Annotated in this window: 11 protein-coding genes; 4 read left to right on the top strand and 7 right to left on the bottom strand. The window is 47.4% G+C overall.

Annotated elements, in window-relative coordinates; all coding sequences use genetic code 11:
• A partial coding sequence (locus V6C93_RS36460) for a Uma2 family endonuclease (RefSeq protein WP_333481589.1) occupies positions 1–521 on the top strand: 521 nt, incomplete at its 5' end.
• A 74-nt stretch (positions 522–595) separates the two neighbouring features.
• Here V6C93_RS36460 and V6C93_RS36455 read toward each other — a convergent pair.
• From V6C93_RS36455 to V6C93_RS36425, 7 genes are all read right to left on the bottom strand, one after another.
• Positions 596–3,016, bottom strand: a complete 2,421-nt coding sequence (locus V6C93_RS36455) for a sucrose synthase (RefSeq protein WP_333481588.1) — start codon at positions 3,014–3,016, stop codon at positions 596–598.
• Between the two features lie 107 nt (positions 3,017–3,123).
• Positions 3,124–4,647, bottom strand: coding sequence for a carboxypeptidase M32 (locus V6C93_RS36450; protein WP_333481587.1), 1,524 nt, complete (start codon positions 4,645–4,647; stop codon positions 3,124–3,126).
• Positions 4,648–5,796: 1,149 nt separating this feature from the next.
• The gene (locus tag V6C93_RS36445) at positions 5,797–6,384 is read right to left on the bottom strand and encodes a hypothetical protein (RefSeq protein ID WP_333481586.1); all 588 of its coding nucleotides are present in this window, start codon (positions 6,382–6,384) and stop codon (positions 5,797–5,799) included.
• Between the two features lie 66 nt (positions 6,385–6,450).
• Positions 6,451–7,428: an S-layer homology domain-containing protein gene (locus V6C93_RS36440; protein WP_333481585.1), complete on the bottom strand. Its 978-nt coding sequence runs from the start codon at positions 7,426–7,428 to the stop codon at positions 6,451–6,453.
• A gap of 61 nt (positions 7,429–7,489) precedes the next feature.
• Positions 7,490–9,274, bottom strand: a complete 1,785-nt coding sequence (locus V6C93_RS36435; protein ID WP_333481584.1) for an N-acetylmuramoyl-L-alanine amidase — start codon at positions 9,272–9,274, stop codon at positions 7,490–7,492.
• A gap of 266 nt (positions 9,275–9,540) precedes the next feature.
• Positions 9,541–10,560 (bottom strand): adenosine kinase, encoded by a 1,020-nt coding sequence (locus tag V6C93_RS36430; protein WP_333481583.1) that lies wholly within the window; start codon positions 10,558–10,560, stop codon positions 9,541–9,543.
• A gap of 134 nt (positions 10,561–10,694) precedes the next feature.
• Positions 10,695–11,240, bottom strand: coding sequence for a pyridoxamine 5'-phosphate oxidase family protein (locus tag V6C93_RS36425; RefSeq protein WP_333481582.1), 546 nt, complete (start codon positions 11,238–11,240; stop codon positions 10,695–10,697).
• Positions 11,241–11,450: 210 nt separating this feature from the next.
• Here V6C93_RS36425 and V6C93_RS36420 point away from each other — a divergent pair, with 210 nt between their 5' ends.
• From V6C93_RS36420 to V6C93_RS36410, 3 genes are all read left to right on the top strand, one after another.
• Positions 11,451–13,112 carry a CTP synthase gene (locus V6C93_RS36420; protein ID WP_333481581.1) on the top strand — a complete coding sequence of 554 codons (1,662 nt, stop codon included), beginning with the start codon at positions 11,451–11,453 and terminating at the stop codon, positions 13,110–13,112.
• A 237-nt stretch (positions 13,113–13,349) separates the two neighbouring features.
• On the top strand, positions 13,350–13,769 hold the full coding sequence (locus V6C93_RS36415) for a hypothetical protein (protein ID WP_333481580.1): 420 nt from the start codon (positions 13,350–13,352) through the stop codon (positions 13,767–13,769).
• Between the two features lie 394 nt (positions 13,770–14,163).
• Positions 14,164–15,751: tetratricopeptide repeat protein (locus tag V6C93_RS36410; RefSeq protein WP_333481579.1), on the top strand; the 1,588-nt coding region annotated here is incomplete at its 3' end.

Here is a 15,751-nt window from a genome sequence, read left to right as displayed (position 1 = left end):
TTAACGGCGAAGTCTTCGCCATGACTGGGGGAACTCTCCCTCACAACTCTATTGCTCTTAGTTTAGCCTCTGCTCTCAAAGCTCACCTGCGGGGCAAAGGCTGTAAAGTTTTCATGGCAGATGCCAAACTCGGTGTATCTGAAAAAGGCCCCTTCCACTATCCTGATGTGATGGTAACGTGCGACCCACGCGACCAAACTGCTCGTAAAGTTATTTACTATCCTTGTTTAGTTGTCGAAGTTCTCTCTCCTAGTACGGAAGGATACGACCGAGGCGATAAATTCAAACACTATCGCCGCATCAACACTCTCAAAGAATACGTCCTCATCGATGCTGAAAAGATGAGTGCCGAATGTTACCGACTTAATGATCGCGGCAAGTGGGAACTCACCCCCTACTCAATTGACGAAGATACTTCACAAGGAGCAGAACTAGAAGTTCATTTCACCAGCGTTGATATGCGCTGTCCCATCTCTTTGCTTTATGAAGATGTTGAATTTTCACCCAACGATGAGCCTTGAACTAGGAATAGACAAACAGCGATCGCACTCCTTAATTGTTGCGATCGCCCTTACATCACGCCATAGTTTTTCTTTTACCGACGCATATGCTCCTCTAAAATCTGCTTCGCCCGTGGCTTATAAATTAGATAGAACAACGTCTCTATGTAACGCAGCATATCCTCCCGGTTTTCCTTCGAGGTATAGTTCCAGAAGCCATAAATCCGCGCCAATGAAAGTAGCCGCGTGGTGTGAATTTTCCAGGTATAGGTGGTATAAACCCGCTCCATGCCCTTATTAGAAATTTCTTCCCAATAGTCTGGATTTTCGTCACACTTACTCACAAAATCTAGAATCTTCTGAGCCGTTCCTTCCTGATCAGTGGGGTTAATTAAAAACCCATTAACCTTATTTTGAATAATTTCTAAAGGCCCACCGAACTGGGTTGCAAAGGTAGGTAGTCCCGTAATCATCGATTCCAAAATTGTCAAACCGAAAGCTTCAAACAAGGCGGGTTGAACAAAAACCCCTCGGTGGTCAGCAATTACCCGATAAATCTCACCGGAATCCCCCTTGGGCAGGCGCACGCCCAGCCAGCGGAATTTACCGTGTAAATTGTACTCGTCTATAATCCGGTAGAGTTTGACAATTTCGTCTTTTTCTTCGTTATCATCGGATTCCTCAACGCGCAACTTACCCGCCACCAAAATCAGGTTACACCGTTCTTGCAGCTCCTTACTCTTACCAAAGATTTCCGCTAAACCCGTCATGTTCTTAATCCGATCAAGACGCGCCATTGAGAACAGTGGGCGCTTCGTCGGGTCATCAAGTTTGCCAAAAATATGCGCGGGGTCTTCTTGAGTGAACAGCATTTCTTCTAGCCGTTCAATAGAACTGGGAATCCGATCTTCTGTGCGTGTGTAGGGGAAGTAGACGTTTTCATTCACCCCTGGTGGCACCACGTTGAACTTAGGCGAGAATAGCTCAATCCCATTGACAACGTGATACAAATCAGGCATGGTGAAACACTTGTAAGATTCATACTGCCCGACACTATCTGGTGTTCCTACAATCTCTTGGTAGGTACTGCTGATTACGAAATTGGTCGCATTCATGGCAATCAAATCAGCTGTGAATTGCAACGAGAAGTGGTATTTGTCCTCCAATTCCTGCCAGTATAGGTTACTAAACAAGTATTTCGATTTTTCCAGAGCGTGGGCAATGATGCACTGAGTCACCTGTAGCTTTCGTGCCAGCAGGAACGCCACTAAGTTCCCATCGGTATAGTTGCCGACAATTAGGTCTGGACGGCCTTGGAACTCTGCCAAAAGTTCTTTTTCTGCATCGATCGCATAAGTTTCTAGATAAGGCCAAATCTCAAACCGCGAGATCCAGTTCTGGGTCAGCTTGGGATTGAATTCTCGGAACGGTACCCGTAAAATCCAAGCATTATCCGTGCCGTGGACTTTTTCCAGACGTTCGTTACACCGCGTACCATCACTATTCTGAATGAGGCGGCTGAGGATGATGACTTTGGGCTGCACTCCCAATCCCTCTAATCCCGCCAGTTTAATATCTTCTTGTAACTGCTTCTCTAAACTCCTGGCTTGGTCGAGGACGTACACCACTTGCCCGCCAGTATCGGGACGCCCTAAAACGCCTTCTTGCCCAAACCAACCGTGGATAGAGACAAGGACGATGCGAAAGATCATCGGAATACGGGAGATGAACTTTTCGAGTCCCTCATCATTGGGAGAGTCCAGCAGTTCATCGAGAATCTCTAGCGTATCCCGCACACGAGCGGCTGTGTTGCCCCAACCGGCTTCAAAGCCCATTTCTTGCAGCTTGAAGCGAAATTCTTCATACGACTCTTCATCGGGGCGATCGCTCACAAATAGTAGCGCCCGCTTCACCTGATCTGAAAGTTGCTGTTGATTTTTAATTCGCCCATTAATCAGTAGCTGCGTCCCCTGAAACTGATGGACGCTGAGGAAGGTGTACAATGATTCCAACCACTGCCGGGGGTCTTGAAACAGCTTACTAGACAGGTAACGGTTGAGGAAGCGAACACCCTTGCCGATGTTTTTGGGGTCACGAATCGTCGGAGAGTAGTCGTAGAAAGACTGAAAGTCGAGTTCAAGAACGTCCCCTTCCGTGGGATGGTAATGGTTAACGAAGCGATCGCGCAGATCCAGCAGTTCTTGCACCGTGACCGGCTCAACAGTCAAGTCTTCTAACACCCGGTAGACCTCTTGAGAAGCAATCTTCGGTCGGATGATTAGGTAGAGGCTCTCATTATCCAGAATGATTTCCTGGGTATAATACACCAGTTGCCCCAGGTTGGAATATTGAAAAAAATGTTCCGGTTTTTTGTGGCTGGCGCAGTATTCACTAAAAGCAGCAAGAATATCGTTTCGCAGTAAATACTTTTTATCTGAGGCGCGTAACTGGCTAACGAACTGCCGGAGATCGCTTCTCTCGTCACTTTCAAGAACGTCCTGGATCAGATTGAGCATTGCAACTCCCAAAGCGCAAAATAGAACAGTGATAACAACAATTTACAAATTGCTGTCCAGAAAGCGTATTCCCTGAGATAGATCAACACATGTTCAAGAGGGCAAGCTCAGAGAGTGTAAAGTTGCCCATACTTTCGCCGGATATAACGAATAAATGGCTCGATGCGTAAAGACGCACCAGTCACCTCCCTGATCAGTTCAGTTGCCGTGTATTTGCAACCGTGTTGGTAGATTTTATCTTTCAACCAACTATGTAGTGTAATACACTGTCCTTGCTCTATGTCTGTTAAGATTTCTGGATGGTCAAGGATGGCAGCCTCAAAAAATTGAGCGCTGAGTAAGTTGCCTAGGGCGTAACCTTGGAACATCCCGCCAATTTGACCGGTGTACCAATGCACATCCTGTAATACACCGTCGGTATCCGTTTGTGGAATAATCCCCAAATCTGAGCGGTAGCGTTCGTTCCAAGCTTCGGGGAGGTCTTTCACCTCAAGACTACCTTCCAGCATTTGTAATTCTAAGTCGAAGCGAATCATAACGTGCAGATTGTACGTGACCTCATCGGCGTCAGTCCGAATCAGCGATCGCCCCACTTTATTAATCGCCCGGTAAAATGCATCCAGGGAAATCTCGCCCAACTGAGCGGGAAAGAAAGCCTGCAACTGGGGATAATAATAGTTCCAGAAGCCTAGACTCCGCCCCACCAAATTTTCCCAAAGTCGGGATTGGCTCTCGTGGACGCCGGAGGATGTCCCCGCCGCCAAGGGTGTGCCTTCATACTCCAAGTTGATGCCTTGCTCGTAGAGAGCATGACCCATCTCGTGGATTGTACTAAATAAGGCTTGACCTAAGTCGTTCTCATAAACGCGGGTAGTAATTCGCACATCGCCGATGGAGAAATTGGTCATAAACGGGTGGTGCGTTTTGTCTTGACGCCCCCGGTGAAAGTCATAACCCAGCTGTTCAAGTATCTTGAGAGTAAAATCTAACTGCTGATCTTCAGGGTAAAACTGATGTAAACAGCTATCATTGATAGGGGGTTGGGACGTAATCGCTTCCACAATGGGTACGAGTTCGTTTCGCAAGTCGGCAAACAGCGATCGCAAAAACGATGCCTTCATGCCATAGTCAGCAAAGTCAATTAGGGGATCGGCGATATGTTCGTAGCCAGGGAAAAAGTTTGCCAATTCGCGGCTCAATTCCAGAGTTTTTTCCAGGTAAGGCTCTATCGTCGCAAAGCTGTTCATCGGTCGCGCTACCACCCAAGCTTCGTAAGTTTGGGTGCGATGCATCGAGAGTTGGGCCATAAATTTTGCTGGCACCCGCACGGCTATTTCGTAATTTCGCCGAGTAACGCGGATGAGGCTAGCTTCATCCGAATCGTAGGGTAAACTTTCTTCGTAGGGGCGCAAATCTTCCAGCAGTTCGCCAACCGCCGGATCGATAAATTTACTGTGGGAGATTTGTTGCAGGGTTGCTAGCTGGCGTCCACGAGCCGCTGCACCTCCAGGAGGCATATAAGTTGCCTGATCCCAGTAGAGTAGGGATGCCGCTGCTTCGATATCATGGATTTCGGCCAGACGGCTTTTGAGTTCTAAGAGTTTCGGTTCGGTCTTTTCGATAGTCTGCATAGTTGGGGGTTGATGCTGGATTAATCGTTTTCTTCGTTTATGCGCTGCTTCGCAGATTAGGTAAATGTACACCTGACGACCGAAAAGGAAAATCCATCCCACACTGGAGAGGTTTGCAGCGATTGAAAGCACTAAGCGCCTACAAGTTGCGCTTCCGTATGTAACGGCTGTGCTGCCAATGCTTCATCCAGCAGGGAGATGGCTAACCCTGACAAGGCTTGAGATTAGGTAACTGACCGACAGGCCAGTTCCTCCCAACAGCAAACGCACTCTAATCGGAGGGTTTGGGAGATCTAGAAACTATTATTGTGCCACCTCTATGAGGAATACGGCACAACTCCTTTGTTAATCACTGCCACCCTGAATCAAAACCTGAAATCGTTCGTCACCCCGAAAGCTTCCAAATTTTGCGTCAGTTCTTGTCATTTGTTGGTATTCGTCAGGATTGAAATTGGCGGCTAGTTACTTTGCATGAGAGGTTGCTAGACCAACCTTACTATGCCAAGCATAACAGGAAGCTCTGTGGGAGGCGCTTGATTTATAGCCAGGAAAAGCTGATGCAGAGTGCAAGAGGCTATGGAGCATTGCCCACACATAAAGAATTGACAAAATGTAATATATAATACAAATTCAGGAGTTAGTTACTCGGTTATTATGCAGGCTCTTGGGGCTATACAACCTTAGAGACCCTTCATACCAAGTTGCAGTCATAAGAAGTTGCAGTCATAAGGTAGTAGATAGGCAAGACTTGGGGGGTCAGGAAGAGAAAGTAGTATCTACGTTAGCGAAGCGGCTCCGTAGGAGCAACGCGACTTCGTATCAGACTTAACTCGCATGGCACTGACTTAAGCGAAAAGTGATCGTTTCTTGGAAAAACCCAGATTGGGGGGGTTCCCCCCAAACCCCCCACTGGGGGACGGAGTGCCTACCTAGAGACCCCCTGCACAAGGGTTGGTTGGTGAGGTAGCAATACTGCTCGGATAAGACCGAGCCTCCCCAGCCCCCCTTAATAAGCGGGGAATATAAGTCCCCCTTTTTAAGAGGGATTTAGGGGGATCTCCCGTGTTGAATTTCACTAACCGAGCAGTATTGGGTGAGGTAGGAGATTTCTTAAGTCAGTGACATTACTCTAGGATTGCAGCACAGTATTTAATGACTATTTCGAGATAGAAAATCCCTTGCCCAAATCACTAGAAAAGGAACGCCAAAACCCATGATCAGGTTCAGGGCTAACCAAATGAGGGAGGTAGAATGATTCCAGCCGTTAATCAGAAACCCTGCTTTTGTTTCCGATAGCAGGGCATCCCAAATTAAGTGGGCTGATATGCCTACAGATAGCCCTATTGCTGCATCTCGTAGCCAGTTCCACTTTGGGTTATTACTAAGAGATTGGGCGCGATTCATACCCCACAAGCTGATAAACAGTAAACCTATAGGCAGTAATGCCGAATGAAATAACCAACTGCGGTGGATGAGAAACCTGAGGCGTGTCCAGTTGTAGAGTGGAATATCCCAGTCTGGCACTGCCATATAGAAGAAGTCGTTAGATAAGATAGGAATGTGAAGTTTACGGAAGAAAAATAAGCCACTGGCTCCCCAAATCAACATAATTAAGAACCAAATTGGGTTGATTCTTCGTACTCCCACTTTGGCGTAGTGTTCGAGGAGCTGCCAAAAACTCACTCCGACAGCTAACCCAACAACAAAATGCATGAGTTTATCAGTAGATAAATACATAGTCCCTGCTTGCTAATGACTTAAATTTAAGTTTGGTTTAGTTCACTGCATAGAGGTAAAACTGGATTAAAACCGAGTACCGACCTTTTGTTCTTTTTCTGATTTCGCCAACGCTTGATAAAACATAGCAGCCATCTCAGCACGAGTAGCAGGTTTATTGGGTACAAGCAATTTTTCCTTAGGATAACCAACAACCAGTCCCGCTTCCTGCGCTGCTGCTACTTTAGCGATCGCATAATCAAGCACTTGATCAGCATCTTGATAAATCTGTAAAGTTTTGGCTGGTGTGGATGGTGTTTTAAGATTTAACGCTGTAGCGAGAGCAACTAAAACCTCTGCACGAGTGACAGGTTGGTCGGGGCGGAAATCTTTGGCTGGATACCCTTTTAAAAGTCCTGCTTTGGAGACTTTCTGAATGGCATCAGAAGCCCAGTAATCTGTATGTAAATCATTGAAATTGATCGCATTTTGCCGATTTTTTGGGTCAAATATTTTTTTGAGCAGGGCAGCAAATTCTCCCCGTGTCGCAAACTTATTAGGCCGAAAACTGTGATCAGGAAAGCCGACCATTATCTTTCGCTTGTTGAGGCGCGTAATAGAAGGAGTCGCCCAAGAACTAGCGGAGACATCAGAAAATTCAACGGCTGAAGTTGGGGTAGGAGCAGCGGGTATAGGTGTTGAAACAGCGCTATCTAGAGCTGAATCTGGGGAAGCACTTTTCTGTGACGCTTGAGGTTTAGACTGCTTGATAGAGGATAGATGAGAGGATGATTCACGAGTAGGATTTGTTTTAGATGTAGTCAAGGACAAAGATAAAGATTCAGGCGCTGTAGTCGTTGGCTTTTGTGTTGGCAATGCCTCTGGCGCAGACTTGGGTTGAGGTGAAGGCGGCGAAGACTCTATTTCTTCGAGACGGAATTTGTCATTTTTCTTATTCAACGCCCAATAATATAACAAGCTAATGATCGTTGTAAAAGTGACAAAAACACTAATACAATCATCCAGCTTAAGAGGAGGAGGTTCCGGAGGAGAAGATTTAGACATACGATCGCTAACATACTATTTTCCTCCAGGTTAACCGCTTCGCTCACCCAGCGTCAGTAACTCATTTTTGAGAGAAAAACCATTCAGTTATACCATCTGCGATCGCACGGGCTAATTTGGGCTGTTCCTGTGGATTTGTCACCCATTCAAATTCCACCGGATTGCTCATAAAACCCAATTCCAACAGCACAGATGGGGTACTGTTGGGACGGGTAAGCGCCAGGTTATCCCAAAACACCCCATAGGAAGGACGCCCTAGTTTTTTCACGATATAGTCATGTAAAAATACAGCGAGGCTGTGAGCTTGGGTGTTGTACCAAAAGGCTCCCATTCCTTTCGTATTCTGGGCATCACCCTCATCGGGTAGAGAGTTGTAGTGAATGGAAATTGCGATCGCAGGCTTGAGTTTGTCAATCATTGCCACCCGATCTTGCAGCGATACATCCTTATCTTCCTCCCGCGTCATATACACCGTAGCTCCTTTTTCCAGCAGGCGCTCACGCACCAACTTCGCCATAATTAGAGTGACATTTTTTTCCAGATAACCTGTAGGTCCGGATGCACCCGATTCAGTACCCCCATGTCCGGCATCCAGGAGGATTTTGATTCCGGATAGGGACTGGGGATTTTGGCTGGAAGAGTTGAGCGCCTGACTACTTACTCTGGATGGGTGACGTAGAGATAATACAAGGGTGGTTCCTTCGTATCTGAGATTGTAGCCCCACTGTTGTTGGGTTTTCAGGTTAAATGTATATTGCACCTGACCGGGTGCGACTTGTTGCCAGTCGAGGCGGGAAATTAGGGGGTTATCCTCAAGGCGAATAATGTCAGTTTGGGCTGTTGTGTTGTACAAAGTGAGGGTAAATCTGCGATCGCTCTGCTGCACAGTTACAGGGACTGGCACTTGTAAGGGGAACAGGACTTCTGTTGCACCCTCAACGTTACGGGAACGGATACTCCTAATCAGCGACTTGGGTGGTACAGCACCCGGAACAATTCGCACTTCTGAGGCTTTAATCCAAGCGCCATAATCCAGTCTTACCCACTCTCCTTCTCGACCGATTACCGTTGCCTTCGAGCCTTTGGGGAGTGGTGTCAGGCGAGAATAGTCAGTACTAGGGCCAGTCCGGGCAACACCCGCCTCACTGATCACTTCTGCAACTTCTAGCTTGGCTGGAGATAGAATCGAGATTTTTCCTGACCCGGCTTGGCTGATGCTCTGACCGTTGAGCGTCAATTGAAACTGTGGTAAACCCAAATTACCAGGTGCCTCGGCTGTGGCACAACCCTGATATTTTCCTACCTCTGCGCCTGCGGGGACGCGGGGGATGGGTTGATTGGCTTGAGTGAGTGCAGCTGAATTGGCTGGTAGATCGACATCCTGAGATTGGGGAAGTAAGGGGATGGTTTGATTGGCTAGCTTAACGGAGACACTAGCATTAGGGGATGCGATCGCACCAAAACAAACTAGCTCTCCAGGCATGGTGGCAATATCTACGGCAGGGGTGAGTGAATCTTTGCTAAACGCTAACCCGGTGGGTAGAGTCGGTTGTGTCGATGTCCGCGTTACTTTGATTTGGACTTGTTGGTTTTGATAGCGCACCGTGAACTGGTTCTCTCCCAGTTGTAAGGGGAAACTGGGAGCAAAATGCCCTGCTGGACTCCGTGCGATCGCTTTACCATTCACTACCACCTCACCTGAGGAGGGAGCGGTGCCAATAAAAAAGATGCGATCGGCTGTTGTTTTGTGGTTGGGTGGTGGATACACAACAGAAAGGGGTTGTTCTGCCCAAGCGGGAGATGCAATTACTGTTCCTAGCAGAGCCAATCCCAAAACGTATCTCATTCTTAATACCACTTATTTTTTAATTTCACTCCAACAGTTCTACCCCCCTAACCCCTCTTAAATAAGGCGGGAAAAAGAAAAATATTTGTAGCAAGCATTTAGGAAATTGGTATAACTTGAAAATAGGGGTTAGGGACTAGAGGCTAGGGGTTAGGGGAAGAGATTTTCAGTGCGTCTTTGTGCGCTTCCTGCCCATGATGTCTAATCAGAATCTCTGATTGCTGCGAATCTGTTCCAAATGCTTGCAAGACTGATGCCCTGCGCTTCTAGCTGCTTGCTTTGGATGCCAGAGAACGTTCCAACTGCTCCAAGAGAGAACGAGTTTCTTCTATTTTCATGCGGGGTCCCAAGCGAGTGACCAACTGTGCAGCCGAAGAGGAACCTAACTGACCAGCCTCAGCAAAACTCATGCTATGGGTCAGTCCGTAAAGCACAGCGCCAGCATACATATCTCCCGCCCCAACTGTATCGATCGCCTTGACTGGCACCGGAGCAATTTCGACGAGCTCTTGCCCATCAAAGATTAGGGACCCTTTAGCGCCACGGGTAATCGCAAAACCCGAAGCCAGCCGTTTGAGGTATTCAACTGCAACCGCAATCTCTTGAGTTTCAGCCATTGTGAGGGCTTCACTTTCATTAGCAAACAGGAAATCCACACCTGAACCAATGATTTCGAGCAATCCATCCTTGAAGAACTTCACCATGTTGAAGTCGGATAGGGATAGGGACACCTTTCGACCCGCAGCCTTGGCAATATCTCTGGCTTTAATCGCAGCAGCTTTGCTGGCAGCACCTGTCACGAGATACCCCTCAATGTAGGTATATTTGGACTGTGCGATCGCTTCCGGTACTAATTCTGTTTCTGAGAAACTGGCTGAAATTCCGAGGAACGTGTTCATGGTGCGATCAGCATCGGGAGTCACAAACACCAAGCATTTGCCGGTGATGCCTGCTTCAGGGGGATGCTGCTGTAGGTTAGTATCCACATTAGAGCGGAGCAGATCGTCAAGGTAAAACTGTCCGGGTTCATCATTTGCGACTTTGCAAGAATAGAAAGCTTTGCCGCCAAACTGGCTCACGGCAATCATCGTATTCGCCGCCGACCCCCCACTGCTGCGCTTCATCAGCTGACCATCCAAGTGTTTCAGAATCTTATGCTGATGATCTTCTTCAATTAACGTCATGACACCCTTATCAATCCCCAGTTCCTGGAGTATCTCTGGGGAAACTTCCAATTCGATGTCCAGGAGGGCATTGCCGAGACCATATACGTCGTATTGTGTCATAAATCTTCCTATTCAGTGGATGCGCGTCAACTTACTACTTTATCGAATCCCAAGAATTTCTTGCTCTTCACTCAGGTCTTTCTGGTTATTTAGTAAGACATATTTACTTTCCTGTTTTTCCTACTTATCCTACTTTAATCTTCTAATAATTTAGTAGGTAAACCATCAATAGTTTTTTGGTTTTTAGCTTGCCAATACTCTTGAATTCCCTGTTCACCTTTTTTAATGGCCCATTCCACTATAGTTCCCCTTTCTTGTTTAAATTCATACAGAGGTACACCATATCCACAGGATGTTTGTACTGAATCCACTGCAAGAACAATAATTTGGCGCTCTCCTGGCAGAGAATCAAACAAGGAGTAAAATCTTTCCCATTCCTTATCCCTAGAATGAATCACCCTACCTTGTCCATAAAGGCGTAAAATCATCGGCTGCTCAGAAAAGCTACAAAACATAATGGTCATGCGCCCATTTTCAATTAAGTGAGCAGCCGTTTCATTACCACTGCCAGTCAAGTCGAGATAGCCAACTGTCTTTTGATCAATGCAACGAAAGGTATCGATTCCTTTGGGGGATAAGTTAATGCGACCTTGTTGAGGTGCGGTTGCCGTGAAAAATATTTTTTGCTCTTTAATAAAGTCTTGTAAAGAGGAATTAATTTCCGAGTAAAACTTAGCCATTGATGAACCTTTTAAAAAAAACGAAACTCCTATCCAAGTGAGCCGAGATTTGTTATCTTGGGCGAAATCTCCAAATTTAGGCAAGAAGGGCTATAATTAAATGTTTCACCCATTGATGGGGCAGAGCCAACACCCGCCGCCAACAACTCTTGAAGATTGTGTCACAATTGACGGGGGAATTCTCTACCAGACTGTGCTCTTAAAAATTTTATGACTAAGTTTGTCTTTGTAACTGGCGGCGTCGTCTCTAGCATCGGCAAGGGAATAGTTGCGGCTAGCTTAGGGCGTCTCTTAAAATCTCGTGACTATTCTGTCTCAATTCTCAAGTTAGACCCATATATTAACGTCGATCCTGGCACAATGAGTCCTTTCCAGCACGGGGAGGTTTTTGTCACGGCAGATGGTGCTGAGACAGATTTAGACTTGGGGCATTACGAACGCTTTACAGATACCTTAATGTCGCGCCTGAATAGCGTTACTACGGGGTCGATTTATCAGGCGGTGATTAATAAAGAGCGTCGGGGCGACTATAAGGGGGGCACTGTACAAGTCATTCCCCATATCACCAATGAAATTAAAGAACGCATCCACCGAGTAGCGAAGAATACGAATCCGGATGTAGTGATTACGGAAATTGGCGGGACGGTCGGGGATATTGAGTCCCTACCGTTTCTAGAGGCGATTCGCCAGTTCCGCAAGGATGTTGGGCGGAATAATGTGCTGTATATGCATGTGACATTGTTGCCCTGGATTCCGGCGGCGGGCGAGATGAAAACCAAGCCGACTCAGCACTCGGTGAAGGAACTGCGTTCTATAGGTATTCAACCGGATATGTTGGTTTGCCGATGCGATCGCCCCTTACAGCATGGCTTAAAAGAGAAACTCTCAGAATTTTGTGATGTTCCGGTAGAGTCAGTGATTACATCTCAGGATGCCAGCAGTATCTACGAAGTGCCGCTCAACTTAGAGCGAGAAGGATTAGCCCATCAAGCGCTGGAACTATTGCAAATGCAACAGCGCGAACCCGACTTAAGTCAATGGCAGACGATTATTGAGCGCCTGTATTGTCCCACCCACGAGATTGAAATTGCCTTGGTAGGGAAGTATATCCGGCTCAATGATGCCTATCTTTCCGTCGTGGAAGCGCTGCGTCATGCCGCGATCGCAATGGGAAGTGAACTTAACGTGCGCTGGGTAAACTCGGAAGATATTGAAGCCTATGGTGCAGAACATTTCCTCGCCGGTGTGAACGGTATTCTCGTCCCTGGTGGTTTTGGCTGCCGAGGCGTTGAAGGTAAGATTGCCGCGATTCGATACGCCCGTGAAAATAAGATTCCTTTCCTCGGCTTATGTTTGGGAATGCAGTGTGCTGTCATCGAATGGGCACAAAATGTTGCCAAACTACAGGATGCCAATAGCGCAGAGTTTGCGCCTCAGGCTGCCAACCCAGTGATTAATCTGTTGCCGGAGCAACAGGATGTTGTCGATTTGGGAGGCACCATGCGGTTAGGGTTGTATCCTTGCCGTCTAACTCCAAATACCCTGGCGTTCATGTTGTACAAAGAAGAGGTCATTTACGAACGCCATCGGCACCGTTATGAATTCAATAACGCCTACCGCAACCTATTTTTGGATACGGGCTATGCGGTTAGCGGCACCTCTCCAGATGGACGTTTGGTAGAAATGATAGAACTCCCCGAACATCCCTTCTTCATTGCCACTCAGTTTCATCCCGAGTTTAGTTCTCGGCCTAGTGCGCCTCATCCGTTGTTTCAAGGGTTTGTGCAAGCTTCTGGACGTGCCGCGCATGGGGAAGAGCCGATCGCTCCCAGTGTTACTCCAACGGAGCTCGCTCCCGCAGAGGTATCCTAAGGCTGAAAATAGGTTGAAGGTTGAAGGTTGAAGGTTGAAGGTTAGCAGATTTAATCAGTGACCAGGTTGCCCAGTGCGCTAACAGATGGGGTTCAATCCCCATGCAACCGATCGCCTGTAGAGGTGGGGGACTCTTACTCCCACCTTTCCCAAAAACAGTAACCAACTGTTCACTGGTCACTGCTCACTGTTTACTGTTTGTAGTGCCAGAATTCGCCCTTGGAGCGAGGAGGTAGTGTGGCGTACTGGATCAAAGTTAATTACGAGCGCAATGAATATGTAGTCGATCTTGACCGTCTCAGTGCATTTGCCTGCGCTCCCAATGGGAAGATAACCTTCTGGTTGCCCAATAGTGCTGTCCCGATTATCATCAACCAGCTAAGTAATCCAGAAGGTTATCAACAAATTCTGGACTACATTCAACAGGTATCTGCGCACTCGCTGTCGAGTTCGTGGATTCATTTGAGTTACGAGAGGAATGACTATGTCATCGACCTCAACCGTATCAGTAGTTTTTGCTACACTCCTGCTAACCGGATCACGTTTTGGTTGCCGGATAGTTCTATTCCCATCGTGATTAACGAGCAAAAAGACCCAGAGGCTTATCAAAAGCTCGTAGACTTTATTGCCCGAAAGACGGGTCATATACTCCCCTAGAAAAGTCAAAGGGGATTATTTGCCGTTAGAATAGTCATTTTTCGAGGACTCTGGAACAGTTACGACGATGATTAGACCTCTTGCTCTCATTCGATTTTTGCCCCTCTAACCCCCCAACTTTGGGGCAAGACTCTCAAAGTCCCCCAGAATTGGGGAGCCAGTGGCGGGTACGCAGGGGTCTCCCCAAGTAGAGCACCTGGCGTGGATTTAAGGGGCATTTCAGGATTTATGCAAGAGACACTCATGAGCGGTACGCTCACACTCCAGCATGAAAGGAGACTTTCAAAACAGGTCTATTGAACCGATCATCTAGGGGACATCGCCAAAGCTAACGTTCTTCACCAGGCTCTTAGAGTTGGTGGAGGGGAATTATATTGCCTACGTGGAGGTTAAATTGTTGAGGCGAATGGGTTATGGCAGGATATTTGTGCGATCGCTCCTTGGAATACCACTCGGCATTCTCTTATTGTCAGAGTCAATGACAGCAACCCCTAGCACCAACCGCCTTGTAATCGCTCAGCAACCTGCAACAACCTTACCCAATATCAAGAGTCCTGAGCAGCAACAAGCCTACACACGGGGGCAGCAACTCTTGCAGCAAGCCGAGAAACTGTCTGAGCAAGGAACAGCAGAATCCCGGCAGCAAGCGATCGCAAAATACGAACAGGCTCTTTTAATTTGGCGTCAGTTAGGCACTCGTTCTGAGGAAGCTTCCACGCTGCTCGGTATTGGCACGCTCTACTATACCCTGAACGAGAACCAAAAGGCACTGGATTCTTATCAGCAGGCACTCACCATCCGACGCGAACTTAAGGATCGGGTTGGGGAAGCAATTATGCTGTTTTCCCTCGGTGGTGCTTACTCGAACTTAGGCGAGACTCAAAAGGCAGTAGACTCATACAAGCAAGCGTTGTCTCTGTTTCAGGCACAAAACCAAGCCGCCTTAGCCGCCGATACACTGAGCAGTCTGGGCGGAATCTATTTCAAATCAGGTGACACTCAAGCCAGCCTCGATGCCTACAATCAAGCACTGGTGATTCAGCGTACACAGAAGAATCTGGCTGGGCAGGGGGAAACGCTTCAGGCGCTTGGCAGAGTATACACTTCATTAGGTGAGCCACAGAAGGCGCTTGAATCTTATAATCAAGCTCTGGAAATCCAGAAGCAGGAAGGGAATTTGGCTGGGCAAGCCGAAACGCTGAGTCAAATCGGCCTACTTTATACCTCATTAGGCCAAAAACAGAAGGCTCTGGAGTTTTACAACCAAGCCCTGCAACTCCAACAAGCAGCACAGGGAAATCTGTCAGGAGTGGCGCTGCGTGTAAGCCTCTCTCAGCAAGCGTTGATTCTCATGAGTATGGCTGGAACCTACAGTTCATCGAATGATTATCAGCAGGGATTGAACTACTATAATCAAGCGCGATCGCTCCTGCAAAAGGCGGGAGATCGAGCTGGGGAAGCTGAAGTTCTCAACCAAATGAGCCTAGCTTACAGCCAAATGGGAGAAAACCAAAAAGCGTTGGATTCCCTCCAAGCCGCCCTCGCGCTACAGCGTGCCATTCGCAACCCCGCGAGAGAAGCCTTTACTCTGAGTAACATAGCTGCTATTTATAATTCCTTGGGTGAGGCGCAGAAGGCGATCGACTTTTACAACCAAGCACTGGATATCCAGCGTCGAGTCAATGATCGCCCTCAACAAGCCGTCACGCTCAATAGTATCGCTGCCGTTTACAGTGTTTTGGGTGATTATCAGCTCAGTATCGACACTTACACTCAGGCACTAGAACTATTTAGGAGCATCGGCGATCGCACTAGGATAGGTCAAACCCTGGATAGCATCGGCAGTGTTTACCGACTTGCCAAAGATTATCCCAAGGCGCTGGAATTTTACAACCAGGAACTGTCGATTTGGCGGGAACAAGGAGACTCTTTTCGAGAAGTTGCAGCACTCACGAGTATTATCCGAACGTATGAAGAATTAG

Source organism: Allocoleopsis sp. (assembly GCF_036703385.1).
In the GTDB taxonomy this organism is placed as follows: Bacteria; Cyanobacteriota; Cyanobacteriia; order Cyanobacteriales; family Coleofasciculaceae; genus Allocoleopsis.
The sequence above is the reverse complement of the archived record's forward strand: the minus strand, read 5'-3'. Positions and strand labels throughout refer to the sequence as shown.